The following is a 25,647-nucleotide window of genomic DNA, read 5'->3' as shown; positions in this document are numbered from 1 at the left end:
TCAGTTTTGGGCGGCCAGAAGACCCAGACGCGAGCCGTCATAGACGCCGCTGCGAGCACGTTCCCACCAGGCGCGGTTCTTGAGATACCATCCGACGGTTTCGAACAGACCCTGTTCGAAGGTTCTGGTCGGTTTCCAGCCGAGCTCGCGATGTGCTTTCGATGCGTCGACTGCATAGCGGGCATCATGCCCGGGACGATCTGGCACGAACGCAATGAGAGAGCGTCTGCACTCGGCGCCCGGAGATATGCGATCCACAACGTCACAGATCCGGGTGACGACCTCCAGGTTGGATCGCTGGGCATCTCCGCCGAAATTGTACTTCTCGCCGGGCCTTCCTTCGTGCAAAAGGCTTATCAAGCCCGCGGCATGATCATCGACGTGAAGCCAGTCGCGGATATTCCTTCCGTCGCCATAGACCGGCAGAGGTTTCCGATCGATCGCATTGAGGATCGTCAGCGGGATGAGCTTTTCCGGAAACTGATACGGCCCGTAGTTGTTGCAGCAGTTCGACACGATCACGGGCAGGCCGTAGGTTCGAAACCACGCGAGCGCGAGGTGGTCCGAGGCGGCCTTGCTCGCCGAGTAGGGCGAGCTCGGTCTATAGGGCGTATCCTCGCGAAACAAGTCGTCTGGTCCCAATGAGCCGTAGACTTCGTCCGTCGAGACATGGATGAATCGGAAGTGCTTCCGCCTCGCGGCCGGTTGACGTTCGTAGTAGGCTCTGGCCGCCTCCAAGAGCGTGTAGGTGCCAACCACATTGGTATTGACGAAGGCTTGAGATCCGTCGATCGAGCGGTCGACGTGGCTTTCCGCGGCCAGATGTATGACTGCATCCGGCTCGTAGTCGGCGAACGCAAAATCCATAGTCTCCCGATCGCAAATGTCGGATTTCAGGAACACATAAGTCTCCAGCCTCTCGATGCTCGCGAGCGACGTCAGGTTGGCTGCGTAAGTCAACTTGTCGATGTTGATCACTGCGGCACCCGCCTGGAGCACCAAACGGCGACAGACCGCAGAACCGATAAAGCCCGCTCCGCCGGTCACCAAGATGCGCATACTACCGCCTCCACTAGTCGAAAACGCAACCGAGCTGGCTGAGCGTAGGAAGAGTCTGGTCCTTGCGCGACAATTGGGCCTCCGAGGGCGTAACGGGCCAATCGATCTCTAATGTTGGATCAGCCCAATAGACTCCGCCATCATGACTCGGGGCATATATCTGGTCGACTTTGTATAAGACGACGGTCTTGGGTTGAAGCGTACAGAAGCCGTGCGCGAATCCCTTCGGAATGAACACCTGCTCACCGCCTTCACTATCCAACCGGATCGCGATGTGCTTGCCGAAGCTGGGCGATGAACGCCGAAGGTCAACTGCAATATCGAGAATCGCCCCGCTCAATACCCGTATCAACTTCGCCTGGGCGAAGGGCGGCCGCTGGAAGTGCAAGCCGCGCACCGTGCCAATCCGATCCGAGCTGGACTGATTGTCTTGAACAAAGTCATGCAGAATTCCCTTCTCTGCAAACGCTGAGCGCTGGAAGGTCTCAGAGAAGTAGCCGCGGGCGTCGGAAAACCGATCTGTGCGAATGACTTTGACATCTGGGATCGCCAAGGATCGCAGTTCCAACATTGGGTACCCTTCTGCCCGAGCTCAATTCAGATCCAGCTTCGATAAGGCGGACCATAATTCCCGTCGAGATTAATTTTCCAGCCTCACAATCCACCACGACAACGGTCGCATGATTTTCGCGGAAGCCAATAGACCAGCTGCAAGTCACGGAAACATCTTGGAATTCGCAAAACGCCTCTTTAAGAAAAACCGCCGCGCCCGCATTTTTCATCCACGCCTCGATTAATATATTGTTTATTTAATTTGGCAAGCCGGTTTTTATAAGCTATATAATTTTTCGCTGTCTCGCAGATCGCTTTAAATGCCGCCTGCAGGCGGGCAGCCCCAACGTGACCAATCGTCGGACAGGTAAGTGATGCTTCAGAACAATCTTCAACATGCGGAGAGAATGCGGCTGCCGGTGAACGGACCGGCTCCCCCCGCGCAGACAGACGGCGGAGGGATCACCGACGTCATCAATTTCGGTATCGGGCTGCTACGGCGCCAGTATCTCGTGATCCTTGTTACCGCCGTTCTCGCCACCGCGGCCAGCCTGCTCTATCTCCGGCTGGCTTCTCCGACCTATACCGCGCAGGTTCAGATCCTGTTGGCCAATCCAAGGCCTCAATTCGTCCAGCAGCAATCACTCCTCGCCGAGCCGGCTTTCGATCTCAGTCAAATCGAGACCCAGCTTCAACTCCTGAGATCAAAGGCGGCTGCGGTTGCCGTAATCGACCAGTTGAAACTGGCCGACGATCCGGACTTTAGTGCGTCCGGCCTCTCTTTGCAGGCGCTCTCGCAACGAATTTGGTCATGGGTCTCGACTGGATCGAAGAAGGATGTGCCACTCGAGACGAATGGCGAACCATCGGACACTCTCGTAGACGCGTTCCTCAGTCGGCTTTCCGCTAAACGTGTCGGGTACAGCCACGTCATTGAGATCAGCTTCAGCTCGAGCAACGCAGCCCGAGCCGCGGAGATCGTCAATGCGGTAGCGAGTACCTATGTTGCAGACCAGCTCAATGCAAAATTTGACGCCAATCGCAAGGCAACGAGCTGGCTGCAGGAAAGGTTGCGCGATCTCGGCGACCAAGCCCTCGCCGCGCAGCGCGCCGTCGACGTCTACAAGGCCCAGAACAACATCGTTTCCCTGGATGGAAAGCCCATCGATGAGCAACAGATTACGGAGATCAACAACCGATTGGCCGCCGCACGTACTCAAACATCTGAGGCCACGGCCAAGCTGTCTCGCTATGAAGCTCTCCTTGCCGTTGATCCGAAAAAGCCGTCCTCGATGGACAACCTCGATGCTATCGGGGCCGACGCGCTGAACAGCCAGATCATTACGGGGCTGCGCCAGCAATATCTGGAGCTCACCAGACGTGAGGCCGAGTTGGCGGCTAGGGTCGGCCGCGACCACTTGGCGGTCGTCAATGTCCGGAACCGCGCGCGGGAGTTCCGCGTCTCAATTTTCGACGAGGTCAGGAGGCTTGCCGAGGTCAGCCGAAGCGAATTCGAGCTTGCCAAGCAGCGCCAGGAGGAGATCGAGAAGCAATTATCCAAAGCCGTTTCGCAGTCTCGTTCGGTCAATTCTGCTGAGCTGACCATCAAGGACTTGGAAAGCAGAGCAAAGGGCCTACGCAGCTTGTACGAGACCTTCCTCCAGCGTTACATGGGCTCCGCACAGCAGGAGACGTTTCCCACCTCGGATACGCGGGTAGTCTTTCCTGCTTCGCCGCCGACGAGCAAGAGCAAGCCAAAGACAAGGCTGATCCTGGCGTTTGGCATTCTCGGCGGTCTCGCGCTGGGCATTGGCTTGGCGCTCCTCAGAGACCTCATGGACCGCGTCTTTCGGACCTCTTCACAAGTGGAATCCGTACTGGAGTTGCCTTGTCTATCTTTGGTCCCGTTGTTGCCGGCCCGCAAATCTGCCAAGCCACCAATCCGCCTTCAGAAAACCGATGACGATGTTCAGCGGCGGATAGCTTTGTCTCCAACCGCAATTCATCAGACGGTGGTCGGGATGCCACTATCTCGATATACCGAGGCCATTCGTTCCATCAAGCTAGCCATCGACCACAATCCGGCGAAAATCTCTTCCCAGGTCATCGGCATTACCTCTGCATTACCGAACGAGGGGAAGACCACGATTGCAGCTTCGCTCGCGCAATTGATCGGGCACACCGGCAAACGAGCTATTATCGTCGATTGCGACCTCAGGAATCCCTCACTAACGGGCATCTTTGCGCCCAAGGCGGCCTGCGGAATCATCGAAGTTGCAAACGGTAGCCGGCCGCTCGCCGACGCCATCTGGAGAGACCCGACGACCAATCTTGCATTTCTGCCCGCCGTGCGGCGGGGACCTCTGCTACACACCAGCGAAATTCTTTGCGCGGACTCGATCAGCAAACTGTTCGACCGTTTACGGGCCGAGTATGATTACGTCATCGTTGACCTTCCGCCCTTGACACCGTTGGTTGATGTTCGAGCCACTTCATCTCTGATCGACTGTTACATTCTCGTTGTTGAATGGGGCCGGACCAAGATCGATGTAGTGCAACACGCACTGCACACGGCACCAAACATTCACGAATCTCTTATTGGGGCAGTTCTCAGCAAGACCGATACCAAGGCGATGGCTCGATATGACGGTCATCGGAGCTACTATTACCATGATAGCCATTACATCCGTTATGGTCTTTCTGGCTCTTGAGGCTGTTCATAGCGGCCTACACGTTATCTGGTCTGCGGGACCAGGGGAGTGGCCACACCAGACGACGGTGTATACATGATGGTCGGGCTTGTCATATTGGCCGAGTTGGTGGCGATTGCCGCGGCCTTCGCAATGCCGGAAAGCCTTCAAGGCTGGGTGTTGATATTGTTGGCACTCGCAACAGCGGCGCTGATCTTGGCGATCTTTCTATCGCCCTCCTCCCTCGGGCTTGCCAAACTAATCCGTCCTGGTCTCGTCGTTGTACTCGCGGCTCCGGCGCTCTGGATGGCTTTGCAGTCAATGCCGATGCCGATTGGCAAACTCGGAAATCCCATTTGGGCAACTGCATCGGCGACCTTAAACGAGCGCCTAGCCGACAGAATCACGGTCGACACCATGGCGACCATGTTCTCGCTCGTGCAGTATTGCGCTGTGCTCGCTGCAGCTCTCATTACTGCCGTCGTCGCGCTCGACCGATATCGCGCAGCGCTACTGCTACATATTCTGCTGTCGATAGCCACAATCGTTACTGCCATGTGGTTCGGCAGGGAAATAACCGGCGCGGCTGGGCCCGACGGCTCGACCGTCGCGGTGCTCGGTGTGTTGCTCTCCTGCGCAACGGCAATTCGTGCGGTCGATCAGCTACTCCGACGCAGTCGGCCAGGAGCAATTGCGCTAGCACCCCTCCCTGCGCTGTCCGCCGCGATCATCGCAATGATTGTCTGTATGGCCGCGCTGCTCATTCGGGCCAGCTCGACTGCAGTCGTCGCGGTCCTCCTCGGCTCTGAAATCTTGCTGTCGGTGTTCGCGGTTCGCCGGTGGTTCCCGGGATTGTGGGGTAGTGCTGGCGTTCTTGCAACTGCCACGATTGTCTTCATTGCCACAGCTACGGTCCTTCCCTTCAGAACGAACACCGATCTCACGATCGTCTTGTCAACGAGCAGTCAGGCCGCAACCGAACGGGTGCTGCAGGACGTGGCGCCGGCAGGATCCGGCGCGGGTGCTTCAACGCTACTCTTGCCGATTTACCAGGACGCCGGAGCTGGCGACTCGCCAGAACGGCCAACCGCCGCCGCCACCATCGCTATAGACATGGGGTGGGCTTTTCTTTGCGCCCTCGCGATTGCTTCATTGCTCTGCGCTTCCTTTCTGGTCAGACGTGCTCTGTCACGTGCTTACGATTACGTCTTCCCAGCGCTAGGCGCCGGCGCCTTGATTGCAGCGGCGATACTCGCATTTTCCGATCATGGAGTTCTGAGTTTAGGAGCATCGCTTCTGCTCGCCGCACTTTTGGGGCTGGCGTTCGGTCAAAGCGTTTCCGGCGCGGGACGTGACGCCGTATCCTCCGAGCCGAAAGCGTCGTCCGACCAAACCGCAGATCAAACACCTGCCCCTCGCCGAACGTTGACCTCAGCGTCAGTCGCCATTTGGCCCCGCGTTAGCCTGATGGTGCTTGGTATTGTGTTGATCGTGCAGGCAGCATGGATGGCGCTCCCTGAGCGGTATTTCGGTGCAAGATCGTCTTTGCCGTCTGTTCTTTCAACTGCAGCAGTCTGGCCGGACGCGACGTCGAAGCCGGTTTCCCTTGCGGCAGCGCGTGAAGACTTATGGGTCCGAGGGGCATCGAACTTCACCCGGGATTCGGCTCTGGCTGCCAACGAGCAAAGGACGGCTCCTCCCATGTCTTCGGACGAGTTTGCTCGTGCATTGCGCTCTTCGCCGCTCCGCGGTGACATTTGGCTCTTGCTCGCGGCGACGTCGAAGCACAGTTCGCCTCAGTCCAGCACGGCAGCGATGCTCAGAATGTCATACTATACTGCGCCGAATGATTTGGACCTGCTTCCGTTGCGCGTATCGATCGCACTCGCCGCAGATGCCACTGTGCGGGAGCCTGACCTGCGTGAATTGATCAAACGGGACGTCAACCTCGTCGTGAGACATCGGCCTGCCCTCAAGCCAGCCCTCGTGACCGCTTACCGGTCAGCCTCGGCCGATGGGAAGGTCTATCTCGAGGGCCTGCTTTCGGAACTCGATCCGACGTTCCTGGACCAGGTCTACGCGAGGAGTTCCGGAAGGCGCTCTCGATAACCTAAAAAGCCGCGACTTCAGCCCAAACTGCGATTGCGGATCGGACAAAGAAGCGCACGCCATTAAATGGGCGGAACCGCGGTTTTTACTTGATAAACGCGATTAGTTAATAAATAATTAAATATTAAATCGCAGAGCCCGGTCATGAACTTCGTGAACCGACATTTCCCCGATCGGGAGGTTACGGATCGTCTCAGTCCCGAACCGACGGTATCGCGCGAGCCCAAATGGCCCCTCCGTTATGAAGCGGTCGAGCACGTGGTGCTCGGTGCTGACGTTGCGATCATTCTATTTGCGAGCCTCGCCTCTACATGGCTGTACCAAGCCCGGTATGGGCAAGCCGCGGCCAACTTGGGCAACGCGCTTGGCTTGGCGCTGGTTAGCGCAGCTTGTCTCGTTTGCCTGCTGAAGACCTACCGGCTTTATCAGCCGGTTGAGCTCCTCGTCCTCCGAAACCAGATGCGCGCGGTTTGTTTAGCTTGGATGTCTTCAGTGCTTTTCATCTTGGCGGTGTACGGCTTCGCAATTCGCCCGGAGGCCTCGCAGCACCCAGGTCTGCTCTTCGCCGTCTTGGCCCTGAGCTTGCTTTTGGGCGAGCGGTGGGGAGTCAAGGTGCTTCTCGGAAGGGCTCTGAGCGGCAGGAGGTTCGCCACTACAAATATTGTTCTGATCAGCGATCAACCCTTGTCGAAGAACGTGGGGCTGTCCGAGACCTTGTCGATGCACGGGTACCTCGTCAAAGAAAGGTTCAGCTTGCCTCCGTTAGGCTTCGGTACTGCCTGCCGAAGGCGGCTCACGACGCGCGTCATCGACTACATCCGCACCTGCCATCTTGATCAGGTGGTGGTGGAAGCTGAACCGGAGCGATGGCCCGAACTACGAGCCTTTGTTGCTGATCTGCGCGTTTTGCCCTTCCCGATTATATTCGTGCCCGTTGGCACGACATCCGAATTGCTTCGACACCCCAAGCGGAGTCTTGGAAGCGCCGTTTGTGTAGAGCTCCAGCGTGGCCCCCTCACACCGCTGGAGTGTGCGATCAAGCGGACGATTGACGTTATCGGTGCGGGCCTCGCATTGGTGATGCTCGCCCCGCTGCTTGCGCTCACCGCGGTGGCGATCAAGTTAGATTCCCCGGGCCCTGTATTCTTTCGGCAGCAACGCTGTGGCTTTAACGGCCGAATCTTCTCGATCCGTAAATTCCGGACCATGCGTGTGCTCGAGGACGGGCCCTTAATCCTTCAGGCCAACCGCGCCGATCGACGCGTTACCCGCGTCGGCAAATGGCTGCGCCGAATGAGCTTCGATGAATTGCCGCAACTGCTAAACGTTCTCGATGGCAGCATGTCGCTCGTGGGCCCGCGTCCTCACGCGGTGGCTCACGACAGTGAATTTGACAAGCTTGTGCGAAACTACGCGCTTCGGCACCGGGTCAGGCCGGGATTGACTGGCTGGGCTCAAGTCCATGGCTGCCGGGGCGCCACTCCCACAGCAGTCATGGTCGAAACACGTGTCCAATATGATCTCTGGTACATCGACAACTGGAGTCTTGGGTTGGATCTCGCAATCCTCCTGCGAACTCCGGTAGAGGTCTTGCGAGGGCGCAATGCCTACTAGAGCACAGATCATGCGAGTAGCGCCTCTTATTGGCCCTTACACTCCTGCCAATTACCGATTAGTCACGCACGCTGGCGAAGCTTCGGACTTGCTTCGCCAATGCGAAACTCTTCAATTCTCCGGCCAGACTTCATTGCGGCAACCAACCAGCGCGGCCGCTTACCACGTCCCGACCAGGTCTCGGCCGTCTGCGGATTCCGATATTTCGGCAGCACCCGAGGATATTTACGTCTCGGCTTGCCGGTCGAAGACGCGCCTGCCGGGCTCGAATCCGCCAAAACAGCCATCCCGCCCCCAAGTGCCGCTAAGCGCTTTTCCAGCTCGTTCTTTTCCGCCTTGATCCGGTCAGACAGGATCCCGCTGATTTCCTCATGAAGCGACCAGAGATCGTCAAGGGACATCGCTTCTAACTCAAGTTTCTTAGCCGCCATGATCTCACCGTGTAGTTGCGCCCAACCCAATATTGCCTCTGTCGATATATTAATCAAGACAGAGAGCCCGATTATCCCAGAAGAATGTTTGGAACCGAACTGGAACTGGCGCTCCAGATAACTGGGTCCACGTTAATAATCAAGCCGGGAAAATGAGCGATCCGCACAATTTAACCGCGTACAGGAGATGCGCACATCTATTTGCTTAATCACCGCGCGGGAACTGCTCAAGCCCCATCAGAGATGGCATATGAGCCGATCCCGTCAGGGACCTGCCACGCCGCAGCATTAGATGCTGACGCGCCGGACTGCTTTTGTTAAGCCTCGGTTGGCCTACCGCCTTGCGGCCTCCCCAGAGACGCAAACGGCAGCTAATAATCCCAATATCCTTCAGCGCGCGCCGTCTGAGCTCGATTTGGAAGCTCAGGGCCCGGATATCGGACAACACGGTCGACGGAGCCGCGAACCGGCCGACTGAATCCTGAAGACGTTCAAGAGGATACTCGAGCAAACCATGCCTCCTCTACGCATCTTCGCAAGATTCTTTGCCACCAAGATCAATTAATAAAATAACCGTCGCATTAATTATTAAATAATATATAATAGATTTATTGCATGGTCAATTTGAGCACTGATTTGGTCAAACATTCATTTGTCACTCGGACGAAGAATGGCTGGATGACGACGGGTCAGTCGAACGGTGTCGAGAAATGCTAATGCGAAGGCAAGATCTCGAAGCCATGGATTTTGAGGAACTTTGGCTCCTTCACGAGGAGCTGACAAAGATTCTCGCCGAAAAGATCACCGCCGAAAAGCGAGAGCTAGAAAAGCGTCTTGCGCAGCTCAACCAGCCGGATCAACTCGGCGGAGCTGAAAGCGGGGCGACTGAGGCGGGAACAGGCCAGCCGCCTCGTCGCAAATACCCGAAGGTCGTGCCGAAATACTTCAATCCGCTTCAGCCAACAGAGACTTGGTCCGGACGTGGTAAGCAGCCCCGCTGGCTCGTTGCCGCCCTGCAATCGGGCCACACGCTCGAGGAGTTCAAGATCCCCGAGAACGGTGAATCGTCCGAACGGAATGCTGGTGGTCGAGAGCATTCCTAGATGCGCGAAAGTCGGACACACCGCATTGAGCTGGGAATTTCCACCGTGCGTCCCGAGCGGCGAATTCCACCTCGAACAGGCGGCGGATCGAAAACCCGCTTGGCCAACCGACGCCTCAGTCGCGAAAGCGATGACGTTCGCTGGCCTTAGACCTTGCCCGCACGAGCTGCGGTCGTCGCGTTCAAAAGAAGTCGTAAGGTGCTAGCTCTTGGCACAGTCCACAATCCCCGTCGGTTCGCCCCTGTTTTTGTCGAGACGATAGTTGCCTCTCTGCGGTAGTTTCTGAAGTCCAGAAGGCTCATCGCCAGGAGAGGCACGCGCGTAGCCGGAAAGCGTGCTTGCATCAACTGACGCATGAACTGCAGGCGAGGAATCAGTCGGGAGCGCAACGCGTGTGGAATATCGACGCCAAGCAGCTCGGCAACGGCGATCAGCTGGGTTTCAACCGCGTTCTTCATCAAGTCGCCCGAGACACGAGAGGCAAGTTTCTCCCAATCGACAGGCTCGGCTGAATGGCTTAGGTCGCGCAATTCAACAAGGTGCCGCAGGTCGAGGTCGCCGAGCCAATAACCATAGTCTTGAAACTGATCATGGATGATCAACATCAGCGCTTGGAAGGTTGGCGTGGGGATATATACGCGCGCCCGTCCGAGCGGCGCAGGAATACAATGGTTCAGCGCATGCCCGAAGTTCTGGTAGAGGTACGCAGGACCTGGAGCTGCCTGCTGCAGGTCGATCGACCCGACATCCTGGGGGCGATTCAGATCGGCATACCATCTATGGCTTTCGGGAGGGGTCTGGTTATGGATATCGTAACCGATTCCAGATAGCGCGGCGACTGCCGTTCTGGCCTCGTCCGGCATGACCATGATATCCAGATCGGACATTATCCGAACACCTCTTCGCGCCTCGGGCGCGGTCGCCAGTGTCGAAGCCCCCTTGAGTAGGACCGGCGTAATGCCATGACCGTTCAGCGCAACGACGGCCTCTTCGAGTTGAGCGACGAGGCGGTTATTGCGCAGCCCGTTTCGGCGGTGGATATGGCGAATATAGGCGCAGACGTCCTCCGGCAGCACCGACGCGAATTTGTCGACAAAGTCGATGAGCGCCGGCGTCGTCAGGGTCTGATTTGCGAGCCCGATGACTGAGGTCCACTCTATGTCGACAGGCGGCATGCCTCGCAAGCAATTGCAGAGGCTCCTGACCGCGCTGCTATGCCTTGCCATTGCACAGATCCACAAGCAGGCGCCGAGCCTCTCCGGCCTCGCAGTAGGTGAGTTGAAGCGATTGCGCACCCGCGACAATCCGCCTTAAAGCAAGAAAGCCAGTCTGCGACAGTCTACCATCGCTGGCGAATGCGTGCTCGATGAGCCGCTTCATCGAAGCCAGACGATCTATTTCGGTTAGTTCGGTCGGACCGCTCGCGACCCGGTTCAAGAAGATGATCCAGCCTGCGGAGAAGCTTTCGTTCTGCGCATCAGGAATGGGTACGTACCGCACCCGAACGCCGTCGGAGCGGCAATGCGTCGCATCGTAGCGGTCGCCATGTAGTCGCGAGAGCAAGTCCCACGATCCTTCCTTGAGGGTGAGCGCAAACGGTACTCCGCAGATCGTTCCGTCACCGCCAACCAGCGCGACGTCATCGCCAGCGTACCGAAATCCGGCGTCCACCAGCTGCAATGTGAGGGTAGACTTTCCTGCTCCCGGATGGCCGCATAACAACAGGCCCATGCCGTCGTTCACGAGAGAAGCGGCATGAAGGGAGAACACCCAGCGAATGTTTCGAATAAGCCGCTCGGTGACGTGAGCTTTGATCGTAGGGGCTAGTGCATCGACTTCGCATCTGGAAATGCTGGAATCTTCTGCGCGCAAGAACACTTGTTCATCCAGCATCATTGCCTCGATCGCGATGTCGCCGTCGCCGCCGGCACTCTGGTCCGACACACTGAATGGCGACAGCAGCCGCCTCAAGAGGTCCGGATTTGCAGCCCGGATGTCTATTCTGTGGCGACCCAGATGAGCTGAGAAGGCGCAATCGGTCGGCATTCGCCAATCGACTTCGAGCAACGCTCGATCGACCCAGACATCTACGACCTGTCGCGTGAACTGGCGTGCCGTGTGCTCGTCAATGCCTTGCGCCGCAAGCCCCCGATAAATGTCTCCAAGCGAGGAGCCTTCCCCTAACTTGCACCAGATGAATGCCCCTACTCGGTCGAGTTCAAAAATCTTCTGCCCCGCTTCGCTGAAGATCATTGGTCGACCATCCAACAGCGCGAATACTGCATCCGGAGCCGGTCTCAATACTATCTCTGCCGACGATCTTTCCAGCACGGCTTCCACCAATGTGAACCATTCTGCCTCGCCTGTACCGGCGAGGCGGCGACAGCCTCCGGGATGCGATGTTGTCGCGGCACCGGACAAGCGGACCCGCCGCCACCTGCGAGACTCAATCTAGCCCGGTCTGCGGCGCCTGCGATTTCGTTCACCCGAACACACGCCACCGGTCCGGCTCGTTTGGACATGTCAATCCGGCTGGTCATGCCGCGAGCTGACCGTCCTTGCCCCCGTCTTGAGGAGAGATGTTCAACCCCTGCTCTCCCATGAGGCTCGGCCTGGCGATCGACCGATGAGCATCCAATAGGTACCGATAAGCTTCGCGATCGGCACTCCGTTCTCTTAGAATGCGTTCCTTCTCGCCAATGCTGACCAATTCTGCGCGCATCTGAGCCAGCTGCAGCGTCTCCGAGGTGAGGTTGTACTCGTTAAGAATTAATTCCCACATTGTCTCCTCCAGCCGAAGAAACCTGGACGAGTGTACCTTACGTGATCGGCAGCAATTAACCAACGAGATTTGCAGATTTTGCTTATAATCAAAATTTGTTTCATATTTGAACCTCGGGCGAGCATTCAATACCGTGACAAAGCGCAACCACGTGCCGAACCGACTTGAGAATGGTGGCCTGCAGAAGCCTACGAGAAAAGGGACTGACGTTTTTCGGTAATGCATCGCGCCGCGCAAAAAAATAAATCAGCCGAGAGTCGTAAATCAGACCGACAAGGCGAGTTTTAATTTGCACAAATAATAAAAAAGAGAATAGTTAATGGACTGCACCGAGGGGAGTGACACCAGTGATGCGGTTGGCTGATCTGTCCGTCGAGAGGAAATTGATGGTTTTGTCGCAGGGGGAACGTTCGACACGAAGTCGCGGGTATTTCGACATGACGGTTATTAGGCGCCTCCCAGAAGCGTTCGGTTGAGGTCGGACATTATTCAGAGTTGCGGCGAAAGCCCGCAGCTATCCCAAGAATTCGCCAAGCAGGAATCCGGTCGGTTGGAGAAGCGTCGTCACGAGCAAGCTGCCCTTTTGCTCGAACAACGACCCCAGGTGCGATGCCCCCCAAGTCACCCGCACCGACGAGAGCGCACTCCAGCCGGCCGGCCCTTTTTCTCGACAAATACGTGTTTCAGGGAGGCTCGTATGGGCATGATCATGGTCAAGTGTCCGCAATCCGGCCGCGCGATTCCGACCGGCATCAAATCCGATCGTGAGACTTTCCTGCGAAGCATCGTGTTTTTCGGCAATACTCTTTGTCCGGACTGTCGGGCCAATCACAACTGGTTTGCCCGCGAGGCCTGGGTCGAGGAGCCGATCGTCAGAACAGTAGAGGTAGCTCGTACAGCGCCAACGTGCTGATGCAAATGACGCGCGCGCTTCGGAGAGTGTGTTGATATTCCCCTTCCGATAGCGCGTTGCTGTTGCAATGCATTGCAACCATTTAGAATATTTTCGCGCATTGTCGTAAAACGAACCGACGCCCCCGGTGGCCATCGCTTAGACGTTGTTGGCACGTCGCCACAAATCCGAGCTTCCGTCACGAATTCGGCAAAGGCCTGTTTGGGGGTGTTGTAGTGAGTAGTGGGATTTCCAGCCTGGCTGTTCTGCGTGACACAAGAATCGAGCTCGTCAGCCTGCTGGCCCAATTGAGGCGGCTCCGCGAGAGAGTAAGAAGGGCGGAAGCACGGCGCTCGGGACAAAGACGACGATCATCGTCGGCATCGCGCGCCCGAGGCCGCCGAGCATGAGACATCGCACGCAAGGCATCCGCAGTTCAGGGGCAATTGTGACGACTATGCTCCCTGGAGTTGAAGGCCAGCATGGAATTGCAAGCGCTCTTCTGGATCCCCGTTAGTGTAGGACCGCTTCATCGATGCCCAACGGGCGAGGAGAACGATAACGAGCGACCGTATCGCCTCTTTCGTTCCCATTATGTTCTAGCTGGGTATGTCTGACCGACCCGCGAGCTGGCGCATGCCAAACTCGCAACTGACAACCGTCCTCGCCAGGCACCTCCCGAGACCTGAACGTGTGCAACCTCTACTCGATGACGAAGAACGTGGACGCGATCCGCCGCTTGTTTGGCGAGCTCAACAGCAGCGTCGGCAACTGAGCATGCCAGGCATTGTCCCGGATTACCCCGCCCCCAATCGTCCGCAACGTGCCCGACAGGCGTGGGATCATTGCGGCCGGCTCTCCGCTGAAACTCATCATTACTTAGGATGGGGGGTGAAATCTTGAGGGCAACGAGCAAGCCACACAGTGAGCTGCGTTCACTTTCGACGGCTCTTGCACACTCGTATTCACCGCCACGGTGGGCAACCCGCCAGCGATTTGCAAATTGTGGTGCGCTCGGAGGGACTCGAACCCCCACGGTGTTACCCACTGCCACCTCAAGGCAGCGCGTCTACCAGTTCCGCCACGAGCGCTAGGAGATGCCGGCCTGAGGTCGTTCGGGCGGCCGGATCAGCGGCGCCGATCTAACAAATCCATCAGGGGGATACAAGCCTGCAAAAGCCCTGAATTCCACAAGCTTGGCAGGAAAAACGCCGCCCTTCCCCAGGAGATCGGCCTTATAGGATACCCAGGCCGCTACCGCTTGCCCGGTCCCGTGTGACCGGGGGCCTACCGCGTCCCCGGCGAGCGCGGCAGCATCTGCTTGACCTCGACCGCGATTCTGTTGCGGTCGACCAGCACAACGCCGGAGGCGACCGGCAGATTATTGGCGAGCACCTTGACTTCGTCGGCCTCAGTTGCGTCCAGCTCGATGATGGCGCCGCGGGAAAGACGTAATACTTGATGGATCGGCATCGTGGTCGTCCCGAGGACGACCATGAGATCCACGGTGACTTTGTCGAGAGTGGGCACTGTCAGGACCGCCGCAACTTGAGACTTGGGACTTGGGACTCTTCATTTGCTCCAGAGATGATCACCACGTTATGGTTAGCCAATGGTTAATTCCCCTGAAAGCCACCGCCAAGACCTCGATTTGACGTCGTTTTCCGCCGCAGGCGGCGAAGTCGTCGAATGGCGGATTTCGGATGCCCCGGTGCCCTATCCGGAGGCCGTGGCCGCCATGGAGGCGCGTGTCGCGGCGATCGCCGCGGGCGAGGCCCCTGAACTGGTCTGGCTGCTGGAACATCCCCCGCTCTACACCTCCGGCACCTCGGGCAAGGAAAGCGACCTGCTCGATTCCCGATTCCCGACCTTCGCGACAGGGCGCGGCGGGCAGCTCACCTATCACGGACCCGGCCAGCGCGTGGCCTACGTCATGCTCGACCTCAAGCGTCGCCGGCCGGACGTGCGGGCCTATGTCGCGAGCCTGGAAGAGCTGATCCTGAAGACGCTCGCCGCCTTCAACGTCCGCGGCGAGCGGCGCGAGGACCGGGTCGGCGTCTGGGTCAGGCGGCCCGACAAGGGACCTGGACACGAAGACAAGATCGCGGCGATCGGCGTCCGCCTGAAGCGCTGGGTCTCGTTTCACGGCATCGCCATTAATGTCGAGCCGGAGCTGTCGCATTTCGCCGGCATCGTGCCCTGCGGCGTCGTCGACCCCCGTTACGGCGTCACCTCGCTGGTCGATCTCGGCCAGCTCGTGACCATGGCCGACGTCGACATCGCGCTCAGGCAGGCGTTCGAAGAGCTGTTCGGACCGACCCGCGCGCTGCTGCCGGAAGCGGCAGTCTAATACTTTTTTTGTTGAGCCGACCGCGCCGCTCTCCGCCCGTCGCGGAATCAGCTACGCTTCATTTCGGTGCCGCCCACGCCTCCTCCCTCCGCCGGGAAAGCAGACCTCATGCCGGGCGAGTTGATCATCGGCCGACTGTTCGAGCGCCAGGCAAGGAGGGGTTGCGATCCATGCTCGCAATGGGAGGTTTTGACGATGAAACTGTCTGCGCCCATCTACCATCTGAAGCGCAAGGCCAGGCGCCTGTCCCGCGAGGCCGGCATTCCGCTCCACGACGCGCTTGACCGCATCGCTGCGACGGAGGGCTTTTCCGCCTGGAGCATGCTCGCGGCGAAAGCAGCCGCACTGACGCCGGCGAGCAAACTGTTCGCGCAGTTCCGGCCGGGCGATTTGGTGCTGGTCGGGGCCCGTCCCGGCCAGGGCAAGACGTTGATGAGCCTCGAACTTGCCGTCGAAGCCATGAAGTCCGGCCATCGCGCCGCATTCTTCTCACTGGAGTACACCGAGCGAGATGTGTTGGACCGCCTCCGTGCGATCGGCGTGGAGCCCACACAGTTCGACAAGCTGTTCGAGGTGGATTGCTCGGACGCAATCAGCGCCGATTACATCGTCAAGCAGATGGAAGCGGCGCCGCGCGGCACCTTCGTCGTGATCGACTATCTGCAACTGCTCGATCAGAGGCGGGAAAACCCCGACCTGACGGTGCAGGTGCGGGCGCTGAGGTCGTTCGCGCGCGACACGGGGCTGATCGTCGTCTTCATCTCGCAGATCGATCGATCCTATGATCCCGCAGCGAAGCCCTGCCCCGATCTCAGCGATGTCCGCCTGCCCAACCCGCTGGACCTGACGCTGTTCGACAAAACATGCTTCATCAACAAAGCCGAAGTGCAATTCCGCGCGGCGAGCTGATGGCTGCAGGCCGCGGGTGAGACGGCTCACCCGCGGCCTCTCGCATCACGCCGCCTGCAGCGAAACCTCGAGCTTGCCTGCGATGTAGCGTCGCTCCTGGGTCAGGCCGCCGAAGCCGTAGGCGTCGCCCTTGACCTCGTCGACATGCAGGTAGGTCTCGGGATGCAGCGGGCCCAGGATCTCGGCCATGCGCTTGAACATGGCGGCGAGATAGGTTGCCTTCTCGTCCTTGGTGTTGGTGCCCTCGGTGACGTGGATGTCGATCCAGTAGCTCGCGAGCTTCTGCTCGGCGAGCGACTTGCCGCCAGCGAACCAGTCGCCTGCCTCGACCGACTTCACGATGATCGCGGTCACCTTGGGATCCTTGTGCAGGATACTTGCTGTGAGCTCGGATACCGCGCTCGCGATATCGGCCTTCAGCGAGGGGGACTGGCGGGACGTGGTGTAAGATACGGTGATCAGGGGCATTGTCGTTCTCCTCGATAAGCTGCGCAAGTTGCGCGGCGTTGGAGGAGAAACTAGACCTGTCGCTGTCATTTTGGTATCTTATCTATCCTGATATCAGTGATAATGATTTATAATGAACCCCACACTCGACATCGCCACCGTCCAGGCCTTCCTTCTGGTCGCCGACCTTCAGAGCTTCACCCGCGCCGCCGAAGCGCTCGGCACGACGCAGGCCGCCGTCAGTCTCAAGCTGCAGCGGCTGGAGACATTGCTGGACAAGCGCCTCGTCGAGCGCTCGCCGCGCGCAGTCCGCCTTACCGCCGATGGCGCCGCGTTCCTCGATCGCGCCCGCGCGTTGATGACGGCACACGATCTCGCGCTGTCGGGCGACGCGCCGGCCGCGCAGTCGCTCTCGCTCGGCATCTCCGATCACGCCGCTGGCCCCGAATTGGTGCCGCTACTTGAGCGCCTGCACGCCATGTCGTCCAACCTCACCCTCGCCGTCACCATCGGCTTCTCGCGCGAGATGCAGGATGCCTACGATGCGGGCGAGCTCGATGCGGTGATCGTGCGCCAGGAAGGCAGCCGCCGCGGCGGCGAAAAATTGGCCGAGGACGAGTTCGGCTGGTTCGCCGCACGCCGCTTCACCCTGCCGAAAGGGGAGCCGTTGCCGCTCGCAGCGCTCGCCCCGCCCTGTGGCGTCCGCGCCGTCGCCGTGCGCGCGCTCGACAAGGCCGGCATCTCCTGGCGCGAGCGCTTCGTCGGCGGCGGCGTCACCGCGGTGGTCGCGGCCGCGCTAGCGGGGCTTGCGATCGCGCCGCTGGCGCGGCGTATCGCGCCGCCCGGGCTGATGGACATCGGTCCTGCGCACAAGCTGCCGAAGCTCGGCAGCTCGAAGGTGATGCTGCATTCGAAGGTCAGCGATCCTGCGAAACTCGCGGCGCTGCGTGCGGTGGCGGCGACATTTCGGAGTGTGGCGCCGACCTGAACGCTCACAAGATCGCCTCGAACGCACTGCGCAACGTCTCGTGGCGGAACACGAAGCCGCGGCTCAGCGCCTTGTTCGGCAGCACGCGCTGGCCGCCGAGCAGAAGCTCGTCGGCAAAGCCGCCGCCGATCCGGCGCAGCAGGCCGCCGGGAATGCGGAACACGACGGGCCGGTGCAGGCGGCGGCCGAGCTCTTCGGTGAATTTCGCGTTGGTGACGGGGATCGGCGCCGTGGCGTTGACGGGACCCGACAGATCCGGCGTCGCGATCAGATAGGCGATCAGCCGGATCAGATCGTCGCGCGCGATCCAGGACATCCACTGCCGCCCGGTGCCGAGCGGGCCGCCGAGGCCGAACTCGAATGGCGTCAACATGCGCGTGACGAAGCCGCCTTCCGTGCCGAGCACGAGGCCGATGCGCAAATACACCACGCGCACGCCGAGTTCCTCCGCCGGCCGCGCCGTTGTCTCCCAGGCCGCGCACAGCTCGTGGCTGAAGCAGGCATGCGACTTTGCCGATTCCGTCAGCACCTGGTCGGCCCAAAGGCCGTACCAGCCGATCGCCGAGCCGCTGATCAGCACCTCGGGCTTGCGCGCGAGCCGCGCGATCAGCTTGACGATCTCGCCGGTCGTGTCGATGCGCGAGCCGATGATCTTCGCACGCTTCGCGTCGGTCCACAGGCCGTTGCCGATCGGCTCACCCGCGAGATTGACGACGGCGTCGATTGGCGTGTCCGCGGCGAGCTGGTCGAGGCTGGTGATCAGCGTCACGGGAGGCGGCAGCATCTCGGCTTTCGCGGGATTGCGGATCAGCGCAATGACGTGATGTCCTGCCCCGCTGAGGCTTGCCGCAAGCCGGCTGCCGATAAAGCCGGTGGCACCTGTGATCAGCACGGTCTTGCGGCCGGGTAGCTGTTCGACAAGTCCGGCCGCCGGCACGCTTCGCATGCGGGCGAGCCGCCGCACCGCCGCGAAATCCCTGAGGCCGCACAGTGCCGCGCCAAATGCGCAGGCGGTCGCGGCGATGCTGAGCAGGCCCTGATAGACGACGATCACGCTGACGGGCTGCATCGCCCAGGCGATTAGCACGGGTATCAACAGCACCAGAATGGCGCCGTAATTGATCGCAAGCAGCGTGTGATTGATGCGCTCGCTCGGCGGCAGCTTGCGGCTGAGGTCCTCCTCGATGAAATCCATCAAGGTGATGACGATCTCGGCGACCAGCACCGCGACGATCAACAGCGCCAGCACGCCGTGAACCTCGAGCCAGCCGAGCACCAGGAACAGCAGCGCATAGAGCATGTTGCGGATGCCGTGCAGCTTCAGCTCGAAGCGCTGCGACGGTCGCCAGGCCAGGCGCTCGGTGAATTCGTGGTGATAGAAGGTGTCGAACACGCCCATCATGATCTGGATGGCGATGAGTGTCCACAGCAGCGGCGTCATGATACGGCCTCCCTGAACAGGACGGACTGATGGATCAGCGCACCGTGACGCGGGTGAGTGACATCCAAGCTGAAGCGGAAGGCGCCCTCGCCGAGATCTCGATGTGTCACGATGAGCTCGCCCGGCGTCAGCCAGCCCGGCAGCGGAAGCCACAGCCGTCCAAGCTGGAGGCCGTAGCCGGCGCTGCGAAAGATCAGTACCTGATCCTCGACCGCGATGCGCAGCGCCATCGACACGCCGAAGCCGACATATTCCTCGAGCCCGGTCGGACCGGCGAAACGCTTGGCGGAATGGATCACCTGCGGAAAGCCGCGCTTGCGCGCGCAGATGCGAGTCCAGGTCTGGCCGGTCGCGCCGTCCTCGGTGACCGTGACGATCATGGGCACACCGATATCGCGGCCGGTCGGCAACGGTCCGCCGATCAGGCGTGCGGCCTGCGCGAACCACCAGCCGAAATCGCTGAAGGCGATCTCGTCGACCACGCCGACATAGACGATACTGTCGCCGTCGGCGACGCGTTTCGAGAAGCGGCGCCAGGTGGCGAGCGGCAAGCGGCCCCAATCCTCGTCCGACAGCAGCGTGCGGAAACGTCGGTCGTCGAGCAGTCTTACGTGAGCGGAGGTCGATGCGTTGGAGCCCGATAGTCTTGCCGACGTCATCGCAACCTCCTCGATGCTATTTGACCTTGCCGATCGGCAGCAGGTTGGCGATCTTCTCGCCAAGTCGCATCAAGGCGACCAGCCGCGGCCGCGGCACCTTCAGCATCTGCATGAACCAGTGGTCGGCGAGCTCGGAGAACGCGAGCATCTCCTTGAGGCGCTTGGCTGCAACGGGACTGATGCCGGGATCGTCCGTGGCATCGGACACGCAGGCGCGAAGCGCCGCGATCGCCGGGTCGATCTCCCGCTCCTTGCGCCGCGCCGCGATCCTCGCGGCGATCTCCCAGATGTCGGTCTCGGCCTCGTAGTGGTCGCGGCGGTCGCCCAGGATCGGCACCCGCCGGATCAGGTTCCAGGCGAGCAGCTCCTTCAGCGAGTTGGAGACGTTGGACCGTGCCATGCCGAGCGTGTCCGCGATGTCCTCGGCCGTCATCGGCGCCTCGGCGAGATAAAGCAGCCCATGAATTTGGCTAACCGAGCGGTTCACTCCCCACTCGTCGCCCATGTCGCCCCAGTGCAGGATGAAGCGCTCGACGGCAGCGGGAAGTTTCTTTTTTCCGGTTATTTCTGTCATAACAGAACTGTCTGACGAACTCGCTTTCTTGTCAAGACGCCTTGCATGCGGCCCGTCAGTCCTGCCTAAAAATGTCCCAGAGGGCGGGAACCATCCCGCAATTGCCGCGTTTGCTCCCGTCGAGGCGGGGTCCGGAATGGCCGAAAAGTTCAGTCAACAGAGAGACCTGTTCGAGAGCGAGCGCAGTTTCCGGCTGTTAGTTGAGGGGGTTGCCGACTACGCCTTGTACATGCTCGACCCTAACGGGATCATCACGAGCTGGAACATCGGCGGCGAACGCATCAAGGGTTATTCCCCCGAGGAGATCCTCGGCCAGCATTTTTCCCGTTTCTACACCGAAACCGACCGCGCCAACGGCAAGCCGGCGCGGGCGCTCGGAATCGCGCGCGAAAAGGGCCGGTACGAGGAGGAAGGCTGGCGCGTCCGCAAGGACGGCACGTTCTTCTGGGCGAGCGTCGTGATCGACCCGATCTACGAGGACGGCAGGCTGATCGGCTTCGCCAAGATCACACGAGACATCACAGAGCGCCGCAATGCCCAGCTCAAGCTCGAGGCGATGCAGAAGCAGTTGGCCGAGTCGCAGAAATTCGATGCGCTCGGGCAGCTCACCGGCGGGGTCGCCCACGACTTCAACAATCTTCTGATGATCATCAGCGGCAGCCTTCACATCCTGAAGAAAGGCGCCGCCGACGACCCCAAGCTCGAGCGAGCCATCTCGGCGATCGACACCGCGACCAAGCGCGGCGCAGCGCTGACCAACCAGCTCCTCACCTTCGCGCGGCGGCAAAGCGTCAACCCGCAGGCGATTGATTTTAGCGAACGCATCGCAGCCATTCGCGAGGTGCTCGACGCGGGCGTCGGCAGCTCCGTGCGTCTCGCTTTCGAGATCGACTCCGGCACCTGGCCGATCAAGGCCGACGTCTCCGAGCTCGAGACCGCGCTGCTCAACCTCGTCATCAATGCGCGCGACGCGATGCCGGACGGCGGCACGGTGACGATAGGTGCGCGCAACGTCATGCTGAACGAGGCCCCCCTCATCGGCGATTTCGTCGCAATCGACGTCCGCGATACCGGGCTCGGAATTCCTTCCGACGTTCTCGACAAGATCTTCGAGCCGTTCTTCACGACCAAGCCGATCGGAAAGGGCACCGGCCTCGGCCTTTCGCAGGTCCACGGCTTCGCCCACCAGGCCGGCGGCACGGTGAAGGTCGCGAGCGAGCTCGGCAAGGGCACGACATTCACCATCGTCCTGCCGCGCGGCACAGATGTGCCGTCGCGGGAGGTACCGGAAGCGGCGTTCCGCGGCAGCGGCACGGTGCTGCTGGTCGAGGACAATCCCGACGTCGCGCTGGTCAGCATCGGTCTTCTGGAGCAGCTCGGCTACCGGGTGCGCCGTGTCGCCGATGCCGAAGCGGCATTGCGCGAGCTCGAGAGCGATGGCGTCGACTTCGTGTTCTCGGACATTGTCATGCCCGGCAAGATGGACGGCCTCAGCCTGGCCCATCACCTCCGTCAGATCCGTCCCAGCCTGCCGATCCTGCTCGCCACCGGCTACAGCGAGGTCGCCGCCGGCGTGCGCGGCGATTTCCCGATCCTGCGCAAGCCCTATGAGATCCACGAGCTGAGCGAGGCGATCGCGAAATTGCCGAGGTGACGGCTTCTTCATCTCTCCCCGCTTGCGGGGAGAGCGCGATATATCTACACCGTCGGCAGCACCGAAAACGCTTCCCCTGCCCTGCGCAAGTTCAGCTCATCCACGCTTGCCGTCTCACTGGTGACACTGTCGACGCGCGAGGACGGCGGGCCGTGGCGGCACAGCGCGACCATGTCGGCAACGTGCGTCGGGGCGCCAGCGAACAGCGCTTCCACGCTGCCGTCGCGGCGGTTGCGGACCCAGCCTTCGAGGCCATACGCGATGGCCTGAGACTCCACCCAGGCTCGATAACCGACGCCCTGCACGCGGCCGCGGACCATGACCTGGAGAATCGCCCGGCTCATGTCTTCGATCCGAGGAAATCGGCGCTGCGCGCCTTGACCGCGGCCTCGCGCGTAACGCGCGCCATCAGCTCCGACGATGCCAGGCCCTTGAGGCTTTTTGGCGCCATGCCCTCGCGCAACGCCTTCTGTGTCTCGTAGACGGCTTGCGTCGCGGCGGCGATCGGCGCATGGCCCTGCAGCGCGATGCGCACGCGCTGGCCGGCAAGATAATCGAGCCCACTCAATTCCTCGGACGCGCCGCCGAGCACGATCGGCAGCCGCGTGGCGGAGACGATCGCCTCGAGCTCGGCGCGCGACTTGATGCCGGTGAAAAACAGCGCATCGACGCCCGCGGCCTCATAAGCCTGGGCGCGCCGCACCGCATCCTCGATCGAGGTGATCGCGGCTGCGCCGGTGCGGCCCATGATGACCAGCGAGGGATCGCCGCGACCGCCAAGCGCCGCCTTCATCTTGCCGACGCCTTCCTCCAGCGAGATCAGCTGCGCCTTCGTCGCACCGAATGCGGCGGGCAACAGCGTGTCCTCGATGGTGAGGCCGGCCGCGCCCGCCGTCTCCAGCTCCTGCACCGTGCGGCGCACGTTCAGCGCATTGCCATAGCCGTGATCGGCGTCGACGAGCACCGGCAGCGCCGAGGCCCGCGACATCCGCCGCATCTGCTCGGCAAGCTCGGTGAGCGTGATCAGCGTGACATCGGGATCGCCGAGCACGGCGAGCGAAGCCACCGATCCGCCGAACATGCCAAGCGGAAAGCCGAGATCCTCGGCAATGCGGATCGAGATCGCGTCATAGACCGAGCCGGGATGGACGCACGTCCCGCCCGACAGGATCGATCGCAGTTTCTCGCGGCGGGAACGAAAGGCCATGGTTGCCCTCCCAATATTGCGACGCAGCCGCAACGTACTCCGTCATTGCGAGCGCAGCGAAGCAATCCAGTGTCTTTCCGCAGAGGCAGTCTGGATTGCTTCGCTGCGCTCGCAATGACGGTGAGCTTGGGGCCCGGCAAGACCCCCACTCACATCTTTTATCTTACGCAAACTCCAGGATCAGCGCGTCCACCGCGAGTGTCGCGCCGGCGCTGGCGTGGATCTTCTTCACGGTTCCGTCCTGTTCGGCGCGCAGCACGTTCTGCATCTTCATGGCTTCGACCACCGCCAGGGTCTCGCCGGCCTTGACCTCCTGCCCCTCGCTAACCGCGATCGAGACGACGAGGCCCGGCATCGGGCAGAGCAGCTTCTTGCCGCTGTCGGAGGCCGTGGTCACCGGCATCAGCCGCGCGGAGGCCGCCTCGGCCTCGGTCCAGACATAGACCGGCACCTCGACGCCCTGATGCGCGAGGCGGATGCCGTTGGCGATCGGGCGGGTCTGCACGGCGACGAACTGACCGTCGATGGTGCCCTGCCAGACCGGATCGCCCGGCTTCCACGGCGACTGCAACAGATGCGTGTTGCCGGCCTTGCCGTCGGCGTCGATGAAGCGGATCGCTATCGCCTCGCCTTCGCGCGCGACCTCGAGCAGGATCTCCTGGCGCTCGAGCCAAACCGCGCGACGCCGCTCGCGCTGCACGACGCGGCCGCCCATCTGGCCGGAAATCTGCCGCTTGCGCGCTCCGAGCACGTGATCGATCGCGGCGCCGACCGCGGCGATGCGACGCGCGACCTCGCCCTCGGGCACACGCACCGCAAAACCCTTGGGGAATTCCTCGGCGATGAAGCCGGTCGAGAGCCGTCCCTCGCGCCAGCGCGGATGATGCATCAAGGCCGACAGGAACGGGATGTTGTGGCGGATGCCATCGACATAGAACGAGTCCAGTGCAGTCGCCTGCGCCTCGATCGCCGCCGCGCGCGAGGGCGCATGGGTGACGAGCTTGGCGATCATCGGATCGTAATGGATCGAGATCTCGCCGCCCTCCTGCACGCCGGTATCGTTGCGGATGGTGATGCCGTCGTGGCTCGCTTCCGCCGGCGGACGATATTTCACCAGGCGCCCGATCGAGGGCAGGAAGTTGCGGAACGGATCTTCGGCGTAGAGGCGCGATTCCACCGCCCAGCCGGTCAGCGTGACGTCCTTCTGCGCGATGGCGAGCTTCTCGCCGCTCGCGACGCGGATCATCTGCTCGACGAGATCGATGCCGGTGACGAGCTCGGTGACGGGATGCTCGACCTGGAGGCGCGTATTCATCTCCAGGAAGTAGAAGCTCTTGTCCTGGCCTGCGACGAACTCGACCGTGCCGGCGGAATCGTAGTTCACGGCCTTGGCCAGCGCGACCGCCTGCTCGCCCATCTTGCGGCGGGTCGCCTCGTCCAGCAGCGGCGACGGCGCTTCCTCGATGACCTTCTGGTTGCGGCGCTGGATCGAGCATTCGCGCTCGCCGAGATAGATCACGTTGCCGTGCTTGTCGCCCAGCACCTGGATCTCGATGTGGCGGGGATCGACGATGAACTTTTCGACGAAGACGCGGTCGTCGCCGAACGAGGCCTTTGCCTCCGCCTTGGCGAGGTTGAAGCCCTCGGCAACCTCGGCTTTGGAATGGGCGATGCGCATGCCCTTGCCGCCGCCGCCGGCGGAGGCCTTGATCATGACGGGGTAGCCGATCTCGTCGGCGATCCGCACCGCGTGCTTGTCGTCCTCGATGACGCCGAGATAGCCCGGCACGGTCGAGACTTTTGCTTTTGCGGCGGCCTTCTTGGACTCGATCTTGTCGCCCATTGCGGCGATCGCGCCGGGATTCGGGCCGATGAAAACGATTCCTGCGGCTTCCAGCGCGCGCGGAAACGCCTCGCGCTCGGACAGGAAGCCGTAGCCGGGATGCACAGCCTCGGCACCCGTCTTCCGGCAGGCCTCCACGATCTTCTCGATCACCAGGTAGCTCTCGGCCGCGGCCGGCGGGCCGATCAGCACCGCCTCATCGGCCATCTCGACGTGGAGGGCATCGCGGTCGGCCTCGGAATAGACCGCGACCGTCTGAATTCCCATCTTGCGGGCAGTCTTGATGACCCGGCAGGCGATTTCGCCGCGATTGGCGATCAGAATGCGTTTGAACATGCTTTTC

General features: G+C 60.9%; 23 protein-coding genes and 1 tRNA gene. 9 read left to right on the top strand and 15 right to left on the bottom strand.

All coding sequences use genetic code 11. The features are described 5' to 3' along the window. Positions 1-1,059, bottom strand: coding sequence for a dTDP-glucose 4,6-dehydratase (rfbB, locus tag I6F20_RS02690; RefSeq protein WP_036013580.1), 1,059 nt, complete (start codon positions 1,057-1,059; stop codon positions 1-3). 13 nt (positions 1,060-1,072) lie between these two features. Further along, the gene (gene rfbC, locus I6F20_RS02685) at positions 1,073-1,630 is read right to left on the bottom strand and encodes a dTDP-4-dehydrorhamnose 3,5-epimerase (protein ID WP_036013577.1); all 558 of its coding nucleotides are present in this window, start codon (positions 1,628-1,630) and stop codon (positions 1,073-1,075) included. Positions 1,631-1,985: 355 nt separating this feature from the next. Here rfbC and I6F20_RS02680 point away from each other — a divergent pair, with 355 nt between their 5' ends. From I6F20_RS02680 to I6F20_RS02670, 3 genes are all read left to right on the top strand, one after another. Next, complete coding sequence (locus I6F20_RS02680) at positions 1,986-4,322, top strand: AAA family ATPase (protein ID WP_225125323.1); 2,337 nt, start codon at positions 1,986-1,988, stop codon at positions 4,320-4,322. A gap of 48 nt (positions 4,323-4,370) precedes the next feature. Continuing rightward, the gene (locus I6F20_RS02675; RefSeq protein WP_225124999.1) at positions 4,371-6,410 is read left to right on the top strand and encodes a DUF2339 domain-containing protein; all 2,040 of its coding nucleotides are present in this window, start codon (positions 4,371-4,373) and stop codon (positions 6,408-6,410) included. A gap of 144 nt (positions 6,411-6,554) precedes the next feature. Beyond that, complete coding sequence (locus I6F20_RS02670; protein WP_225124997.1) at positions 6,555-8,024, top strand: exopolysaccharide biosynthesis polyprenyl glycosylphosphotransferase; 1,470 nt, start codon at positions 6,555-6,557, stop codon at positions 8,022-8,024. A gap of 62 nt (positions 8,025-8,086) precedes the next feature. Here I6F20_RS02670 and I6F20_RS02665 read toward each other — a convergent pair whose 3' ends face one another. Further along, on the bottom strand, positions 8,087-8,455 hold the full coding sequence (locus I6F20_RS02665; protein WP_036013596.1) for an H-NS histone family protein: 369 nt from the start codon (positions 8,453-8,455) through the stop codon (positions 8,087-8,089). A gap of 716 nt (positions 8,456-9,171) precedes the next feature. Here I6F20_RS02665 and I6F20_RS02660 point away from each other — a divergent pair. Continuing rightward, positions 9,172-9,558: an H-NS histone family protein gene (locus I6F20_RS02660; protein ID WP_081493007.1), complete on the top strand. Its 387-nt coding sequence runs from the start codon at positions 9,172-9,174 to the stop codon at positions 9,556-9,558. A 146-nt stretch (positions 9,559-9,704) separates the two neighbouring features. On the opposite strand, the gene I6F20_RS02655 is transcribed toward I6F20_RS02660, so the two are convergent. From I6F20_RS02655 to I6F20_RS02645, 3 genes are all read right to left on the bottom strand, one after another. Continuing rightward, the gene (locus I6F20_RS02655) at positions 9,705-10,733 is read right to left on the bottom strand and encodes a nucleotidyltransferase family protein (protein WP_225124995.1); all 1,029 of its coding nucleotides are present in this window, start codon (positions 10,731-10,733) and stop codon (positions 9,705-9,707) included. 37 nt (positions 10,734-10,770) lie between these two features. Beyond that, positions 10,771-11,811, bottom strand: a complete 1,041-nt coding sequence (locus I6F20_RS02650) for a PqqD family peptide modification chaperone (protein WP_225124994.1) — start codon at positions 11,809-11,811, stop codon at positions 10,771-10,773. A gap of 283 nt (positions 11,812-12,094) precedes the next feature. Beyond that, a complete protein-coding gene (locus I6F20_RS02645; protein ID WP_036013565.1) occupies positions 12,095-12,340 on the bottom strand; it encodes a hypothetical protein in 246 nt (81 codons plus the stop codon). 697 nt (positions 12,341-13,037) lie between these two features. Here I6F20_RS02645 and I6F20_RS02640 point away from each other — a divergent pair. Next, on the top strand, positions 13,038-13,253 hold the full coding sequence (locus I6F20_RS02640; protein ID WP_074448160.1) for a hypothetical protein: 216 nt from the start codon (positions 13,038-13,040) through the stop codon (positions 13,251-13,253). A 985-nt stretch (positions 13,254-14,238) separates the two neighbouring features. Here I6F20_RS02640 and I6F20_RS02630 read toward each other — a convergent pair. Together I6F20_RS02630 and I6F20_RS02625 are read right to left on the bottom strand one after the other, a co-directional pair. Continuing rightward, positions 14,239-14,323: transfer RNA gene (locus I6F20_RS02630), tRNA-Leu, on the bottom strand. Between the two features lie 196 nt (positions 14,324-14,519). Then, positions 14,520-14,762: a FliM/FliN family flagellar motor switch protein gene (locus tag I6F20_RS02625; RefSeq protein WP_018647371.1), complete on the bottom strand. Its 243-nt coding sequence runs from the start codon at positions 14,760-14,762 to the stop codon at positions 14,520-14,522. A gap of 82 nt (positions 14,763-14,844) precedes the next feature. On the opposite strand from I6F20_RS02625, the gene lipB reads away from it, so the two are divergent. Then, the gene (lipB, locus tag I6F20_RS02620) at positions 14,845-15,582 is read left to right on the top strand and encodes a lipoyl(octanoyl) transferase LipB (protein ID WP_036013562.1); all 738 of its coding nucleotides are present in this window, start codon (positions 14,845-14,847) and stop codon (positions 15,580-15,582) included. 195 nt (positions 15,583-15,777) lie between these two features. Further along, positions 15,778-16,491, top strand: coding sequence for a DNA helicase (locus I6F20_RS02615; RefSeq protein ID WP_036029156.1), 714 nt, complete (start codon positions 15,778-15,780; stop codon positions 16,489-16,491). 45 nt (positions 16,492-16,536) lie between these two features. On the opposite strand, the gene I6F20_RS02610 is transcribed toward I6F20_RS02615, so the two are convergent. Beyond that, on the bottom strand, positions 16,537-16,959 hold the full coding sequence (locus I6F20_RS02610) for a tautomerase family protein (protein ID WP_036029153.1): 423 nt from the start codon (positions 16,957-16,959) through the stop codon (positions 16,537-16,539). 112 nt (positions 16,960-17,071) lie between these two features. Here I6F20_RS02610 and I6F20_RS02605 point away from each other — a divergent pair, with 112 nt between their 5' ends. Next, entirely contained in the window at positions 17,072-17,926 is an 855-nt protein-coding gene (locus tag I6F20_RS02605) for a LysR family transcriptional regulator (RefSeq protein ID WP_225124993.1), read from the top strand. Between the two features lie 4 nt (positions 17,927-17,930). Here I6F20_RS02605 and I6F20_RS02600 read toward each other — a convergent pair whose 3' ends face one another. From I6F20_RS02600 to I6F20_RS02590, 3 genes are read right to left on the bottom strand one after another with little or no spacing between them, the layout of a single operon-like run. Further along, complete coding sequence (locus tag I6F20_RS02600) at positions 17,931-19,367, bottom strand: TIGR01777 family oxidoreductase (protein ID WP_225124992.1); 1,437 nt, start codon at positions 19,365-19,367, stop codon at positions 17,931-17,933. After that, a complete protein-coding gene (locus I6F20_RS02595; protein ID WP_225124991.1) occupies positions 19,364-20,026 on the bottom strand; it encodes a DUF4166 domain-containing protein in 663 nt (220 codons plus the stop codon). The genes I6F20_RS02600 and I6F20_RS02595 overlap by 4 nt, the downstream gene beginning before the upstream one ends. Positions 20,027-20,042: 16 nt before the next feature. Next, positions 20,043-20,600 (bottom strand): GbsR/MarR family transcriptional regulator, encoded by a 558-nt coding sequence (locus tag I6F20_RS02590; RefSeq protein ID WP_225124990.1) that lies wholly within the window; start codon positions 20,598-20,600, stop codon positions 20,043-20,045. A 136-nt stretch (positions 20,601-20,736) separates the two neighbouring features. Between I6F20_RS02590 and I6F20_RS02585 the strand changes: the two genes are divergently transcribed. Next, entirely contained in the window at positions 20,737-22,254 is a 1,518-nt protein-coding gene (locus I6F20_RS02585; protein ID WP_225124989.1) for a PAS domain-containing hybrid sensor histidine kinase/response regulator family protein, read from the top strand. A 44-nt stretch (positions 22,255-22,298) separates the two neighbouring features. On the opposite strand, the gene I6F20_RS02580 is transcribed toward I6F20_RS02585, so the two are convergent. From I6F20_RS02580 to I6F20_RS02570, 3 genes are all read right to left on the bottom strand, one after another. After that, a complete protein-coding gene (locus I6F20_RS02580; RefSeq protein WP_225124988.1) occupies positions 22,299-22,598 on the bottom strand; it encodes an acylphosphatase in 300 nt (99 codons plus the stop codon). Further along, positions 22,595-23,461: an isocitrate lyase/PEP mutase family protein gene (locus I6F20_RS02575; RefSeq protein WP_225124987.1), complete on the bottom strand. Its 867-nt coding sequence runs from the start codon at positions 23,459-23,461 to the stop codon at positions 22,595-22,597. Before I6F20_RS02575 ends, I6F20_RS02580 begins: the two co-directional genes overlap by 4 nt. Before the next feature lie 163 nt (positions 23,462-23,624). Beyond that, complete coding sequence (locus tag I6F20_RS02570; RefSeq protein ID WP_225124985.1) at positions 23,625-25,640, bottom strand: acetyl-CoA carboxylase biotin carboxylase subunit; 2,016 nt, start codon at positions 25,638-25,640, stop codon at positions 23,625-23,627. Positions 25,641-25,647: the final 7 nt, after the last annotated feature.

Source organism: Bradyrhizobium sp. IC3123 (genome assembly GCF_020193625.1).
Lineage (GTDB): Bacteria > Pseudomonadota > Alphaproteobacteria > Rhizobiales > Xanthobacteraceae > Bradyrhizobium > Bradyrhizobium yuanmingense.
Note: the sequence above shows the minus strand (reverse complement) of the source record. Positions and strands in the feature narration are given on the sequence as shown.

Bases quoted from the DNA above. Each gene is read 5' to 3' on its own strand.
- rfbB (WP_036013580.1), bottom strand. From the start codon at position 1,059: ATGCGCATCTTGGTGACCGGCGGAGCGGGCTTTATCGGTTCTGCGGTC.
- rfbC (WP_036013577.1), bottom strand. From the start codon at position 1,630: ATGTTGGAACTGCGATCCTTGGCGATCCCAGATGTCAAAGTCATTCGC.
- I6F20_RS02680 (WP_225125323.1), top strand. From the start codon at position 1,986: ATGCTTCAGAACAATCTTCAACATGCGGAGAGAATGCGGCTGCCGGTG.
- I6F20_RS02670 (WP_225124997.1), top strand. From the start codon at position 6,555: ATGAACTTCGTGAACCGACATTTCCCCGATCGGGAGGTTACGGATCGT.
- I6F20_RS02665 (WP_036013596.1), bottom strand. From the start codon at position 8,455: ATGGCGGCTAAGAAACTTGAGTTAGAAGCGATGTCCCTTGACGATCTC.
- I6F20_RS02660 (WP_081493007.1), top strand. From the start codon at position 9,172: ATGCGAAGGCAAGATCTCGAAGCCATGGATTTTGAGGAACTTTGGCTC.
- I6F20_RS02655 (WP_225124995.1), bottom strand. From the start codon at position 10,733: ATGCCGCCTGTCGACATAGAGTGGACCTCAGTCATCGGGCTCGCAAAT.
- I6F20_RS02650 (WP_225124994.1), bottom strand. From the start codon at position 11,811: ATGATCTTCAGCGAAGCGGGGCAGAAGATTTTTGAACTCGACCGAGTA.
- I6F20_RS02645 (WP_036013565.1), bottom strand. From the start codon at position 12,340: ATGTGGGAATTAATTCTTAACGAGTACAACCTCACCTCGGAGACGCTG.
- I6F20_RS02640 (WP_074448160.1), top strand. From the start codon at position 13,038: ATGGGCATGATCATGGTCAAGTGTCCGCAATCCGGCCGCGCGATTCCG.
- lipB (WP_036013562.1), top strand. From the start codon at position 14,845: ATGGTTAATTCCCCTGAAAGCCACCGCCAAGACCTCGATTTGACGTCG.
- I6F20_RS02615 (WP_036029156.1), top strand. From the start codon at position 15,778: ATGAAACTGTCTGCGCCCATCTACCATCTGAAGCGCAAGGCCAGGCGC.
- I6F20_RS02610 (WP_036029153.1), bottom strand. From the start codon at position 16,959: ATGCCCCTGATCACCGTATCTTACACCACGTCCCGCCAGTCCCCCTCG.
- I6F20_RS02605 (WP_225124993.1), top strand. From the start codon at position 17,072: ATGAACCCCACACTCGACATCGCCACCGTCCAGGCCTTCCTTCTGGTC.
- I6F20_RS02600 (WP_225124992.1), bottom strand. From the start codon at position 19,367: ATGACGCCGCTGCTGTGGACACTCATCGCCATCCAGATCATGATGGGC.
- I6F20_RS02595 (WP_225124991.1), bottom strand. From the start codon at position 20,026: ATGACGTCGGCAAGACTATCGGGCTCCAACGCATCGACCTCCGCTCAC.
- I6F20_RS02590 (WP_225124990.1), bottom strand. From the start codon at position 20,600: ATGACAGAAATAACCGGAAAAAAGAAACTTCCCGCTGCCGTCGAGCGC.
- I6F20_RS02585 (WP_225124989.1), top strand. From the start codon at position 20,737: ATGGCCGAAAAGTTCAGTCAACAGAGAGACCTGTTCGAGAGCGAGCGC.
- I6F20_RS02580 (WP_225124988.1), bottom strand. From the start codon at position 22,598: ATGAGCCGGGCGATTCTCCAGGTCATGGTCCGCGGCCGCGTGCAGGGC.
- I6F20_RS02575 (WP_225124987.1), bottom strand. From the start codon at position 23,461: ATGGCCTTTCGTTCCCGCCGCGAGAAACTGCGATCGATCCTGTCGGGC.
- I6F20_RS02570 (WP_225124985.1), bottom strand. From the start codon at position 25,640: ATGTTCAAACGCATTCTGATCGCCAATCGCGGCGAAATCGCCTGCCGG.